1 protein-coding gene is annotated in these 4,207 nt (G+C 75.4%); it reads left to right on the top strand.

What is annotated here, in order from left to right; all coding sequences use genetic code 11:
- Window positions 1–4,207, top strand: a 4,207-nt coding sequence (locus KBX39_RS33875; RefSeq protein ID WP_210872766.1) for a type I polyketide synthase, incomplete at both ends; no start/stop codon positions are given.

Raw genomic sequence — 4,207 nt, 5'->3', positions numbered from 1 at the left:
GGACCAGCCGCCGCCGACGGCACCGGCTGGTCCGAAGGCGTCGGCGTGCTGCTCCTGCAACGGCTCTCCGACGCCCGCCGCGACGGCCGGCGCATCCTCGCCGTCGTCCGGGGCAGCGCGGTCAACCAGGACGGCGCCAGCAGCGGACTCACCGCCCCCAACGGCCCGTCGCAGCAGCGGGTGATCCGCCAGGCCCTCGCCAACGCCCGGCTCTCGCCGGCCGACGTCGACGTGGTCGAGGCGCACGGTACCGGCACCACCCTCGGCGACCCCATCGAGGCGCAGGCGCTGCTGGCCACGTACGGGCAGGACCGGGGCGACGGCGGGCCGCTCTGGCTGGGCTCGGTCAAGTCGAACCTGGGTCACACCCAGGCCGCCGCGGGCGCCGCCGGCCTGATCAAGATGATCGAGGCGATCCGCCACCGCACCATGCCCGCCACCCTGCACGTCGACGAGCCGTCCCCGCACATCGACTGGTCCGCCGGGCAGGTCTCGCTGCTGACCGAGGCGCGCGCGTGGTCGGCCACCGACCGGCCGCGCCGGGCCGCCGGGTCGTCCTTCGGCATCAGCGGTACGAACGCGCACGTCATCCTGGAGGAGGCGCCCGGCGACGACGCCCCGTCCACCGACGAGGCACCCTCCGCCGTCGACGCGCCGGTCGCGCTCCCGCTCGCCCCGGTGTTCCTCTCCGCCCGTACGCCCGAGGCGCTCGCGGGGCAGGCCGGCCGCTGGGCCGACCACCTCGCCCGCATCGACGCCCCACGTCCGGTGGACGTCGCGGTCTCCTCGGTCAGCCGCGCGGGGCTCGAACACCGCGCGGTCGTCCTGGCCGGCGACGCGGACGACCTGCTCGCCGGGCTGCGGGCCCTCGCCGCGGGCGAGCCGACCGGCGCCGTCATCACCGGCGCGTCGGCCCCGCGTGGCCGGGTGGCCTTCCTCTTCTCCGGCCAGGGCGCGCAGCGCGCCGGTATGGGTCGCGGGTTGTACGGGGCGTTCCCGGTGTTCGCCGCCGCGTTGGACGAGGTGTGCGGTCACCTGGATCCGTTGTTGCCGCGTCCGTTGCGGGAGGTGCTGTTCGCGTCGGAGGGCACGCCCGGGGCGGGGTTGCTGGATCAGACGGTGTTCACCCAGGCGGGGCTGTTCGCGGTCGAGGTGGCGTTGTTCCGTCTGGTGGAGTCGTTCGGTGTGGTGCCGGACCTGGTGGCCGGGCACTCCATCGGCGAGATCGCGGCGGCGCATGTGGCGGGCGTGCTCTCCCTGGCCGACGCGTGTGCGCTGGTCGCCGCGCGGGGTCGGCTCATGCAGGCCCTGCCGGCGGGCGGCGGCATGCTCGCCGTGGCCGCCGACGAGGCCGCCGTCGCCGCGTCCCTGGCGGGGCTGCCCGGCCGGCTGGACCTGGCCGCCGTGAACGGCCCCGCCGCCGTGGTGGTCGCGGGCGACGTCGAGGCGCTCGACGAGGTGCAGCGGGTGTGGTCCGAGCGGGGTGTGCAGACCCGCCGACTGCGGGTGAGCCACGCCTTCCACAGCGCCCGGATGGACCCGATGCTGGCCGAGTTCGCGGCCGTCGCCGAGGGACTGACGTTCCGGCCGCCGACGATCCCCGTGGTGTCGAACCTGACCGGCCGCGTCGCCGACGCCGACCAGCTCTGCGACCCGGGCTACTGGGTGCGCCACGTACGCGGCACCGTTCGCTTCGCCGACGCCGTCGACTGCCTGCGCGCCGAGGAGGTCGACACCTACCTGGAGGTGGGACCGAACGGCGTCCTCACCGCCATGACGCAGAACTGCCTCGCCGAGCGCGCGGAGGACGAGCCGGCGCCCCTGCTGGTGCCGGTGTCGCGCCACGACCGGCCTGAGCCGCAGGCCCTCCTGGAGGCCCTCGCGTCGCTGCACGTGCACGGCCGCGCCGTCGGCTGGGCGGGCCTGCTCGACCGGGCCGGCGGCCGGCACGTCGACCTGCCGACGTACGCCTTCGAGCACCAGCGCTACTGGCTGGAGCCGGCGGGCCGCTGGACGGACGTCTCCGGTGCCGGCCTCGGCGCGGCCGGGCACCCGCTGCTCGGCGCGGCGGTCTCCGTGGCCGGCGAGGACATGGTGGTGCTGACCGGCCGTCTCTCGACATCGACGCACGCGTGGCTCGCCGACCACGTCGTCTCCGGCGCGGTGATCGTGCCGGGCGCTGCCCTGGTGGAGTTGGCAGTGCGGGCGGGTGACGAGGTGGGTGCGTCGCGGGTGCGGGAGCTGACCGTGGCCGCGCCGCTGGTGCTGCCGCAGGCGGGTGCGGTGCGGGTGCAGGTACGCGTCGGCGCGGCCGACGAGGCGGGCGTGCGTGTGGTGGCCGTGCACTCGCAGCCCGAGGGTGATCCCGAGGCGGAGTGGGTTTCGCACGCGGAGGGTGTGCTGGAGCCGGCGTCGGCCGACGAGCCGGGCGTGGGGGAGTGGCCGCCGGTCGACGGTGTCGAGGTGGACGTGGCGGGCTGGTATCCGGCCCTGGCCGAGCGTGGCCTGTCGTACGGGCCGGTGTTCCGGGGGCTGCGCCGGGTGTGGACGGGCGGCGACGAGGTGTTCGCCGAGGTGGTGTTGCCGGACGAGGTGGCCGGTGACGCCGCGGGGTTCGGCGTGCACCCGGCGCTGCTGGACGCCGCGCTGCACCCGATCGGGCTGCTGTCCGGCTCGGAGGGCTCGGGCGGGGCGCGGGTGCCGTTCGCGTTCGAGGGTGTGCAGGTGTATGCCTCGGGCGCGCGGGTGCTGCGGGTCCGGTTGACCCGCAACGGTTCGGCGGTGCGCCTGGTCGCGTGCGACGAGTCGGGCGCGGCGGTGGTCTCGGTGGACACCCTCGCGCTGCGTGAGCTGACCGGGGTGTCGGCGTCCCCGGACGCGTCGGCCCGGTCGCTGTTCGAGGTCGCCTGGCAGGCCCAGGAGGTCGCCCCGGCCGGGGACGCCTCCGGGTGGGCGCTGCTCGGCTCGCCCGCCGCCGGCCTGCCGGCCGTCGCTGAGCTGCCGGTGTACGCCGACGTCGAGGCGGTCGCCGTGGCGTCGGGTGTGGCGCCGCGTCTGTTGCTGGTGCCGGCGGGTGGCCTGCGCCGGGCCCTGCACGCCGAGACGGAACCTGCTTCGGTCTCCGGTGAGATGCCCGCCGCCGTCGACAATGGCCCCGAGTCGGTGCGGGCGGCGACGTCGCAGGTGCTGGCGACGGTGCGGTCCTGGCTGGCGGCGGACGCGCTGGCGGAGTCGCGGTTGGTGGTGGTGACCCGGGGCGCGGTGTCGGTCGGGGACGGAGACCGGGTCACCGACCTGGCCGCAGCGGCGGTCTGGGGTCTGCTGCGATCGGCGCAGTCGGAGCATCCGGGCCGCATCGTGCTGGCGGACGTCGACGGTGACGCGGACGCCGGGCTGCTGGCTGTGCTGGGTTCCGTGGCCGACGAGCCGGTGACGTTCGGTGGTCAGGTCGCGGTGCGCTCGGGTGAGGTGTTCGTGCCGCGTCTGGTGCGTGCGGTAGCGCCCTCGTCGGCGGACGGTGCCGTGGTGGGTGACGGTGCGGTGCTGGTGACCGGCGGTACGGGTGCGTTGGGTGCGTTGGTGGCGGAGCATCTGGTGTCGGTGCACGGTGTGCGGTCGCTGGTGCTGGTGTCGCGTCGTGGTCCGGAGGCTGCGGGTGCGGGTGAGTTGTCGGAGCGGTTGTCCGCGTTGGGTGCGTCGGTGCGGGTGGTCGCCTGCGACGTGACGGACCGGGACCAGGTGTTCGGGCTGGTCGGTGAGGTTTCCGCCGGTGGCCGGCTGGCGGGTGTGGTGCACACCGCCGGTGTCCTGGATGACGGGGTGATCGAGCGGGTCACCGAGGAGCGTCTGGCAAGGGTGTTGGCGCCGAAGGTGTCGGCGGGTTGGTTGTTGCATGAGGCGACGGCGTCGCTGGATCTCGACTTGTTCGTGGTGTTCTCGTCGGTTGCTGGTGTGCTGGGTTCGCCGGGTCAGTCGGCGTACGCGGCGGGTAACGCGTTCCTCGACGGGCTGGCGGTCCACCGGCGGCAGCTCGGGTTGCCTGCCGTCAGCCTCGCCTGGGGAATGTGGGACACCCCCGGCATGGCCGCGTCCCTCGACGAGGCGGACCGGGCGCGATCGACCCGGGGCGGCATCACCGCGATGAGCGCCGACACCGGGCTGCGGCTGTTCGACGCCGCCCTGACCGCCGGCCGGCCGGCCCTGGTGC

The sequence above is a fragment of the Micromonospora sp. D75 genome (assembly GCF_018070405.1).
In the GTDB taxonomy this organism is placed as follows: Bacteria; Actinomycetota; Actinomycetes; order Mycobacteriales; family Micromonosporaceae; genus Micromonospora; species Micromonospora chalcea.
The sequence above is the reverse complement of the archived record's forward strand: the minus strand, read 5'-3'. Positions and strand labels throughout refer to the sequence as shown.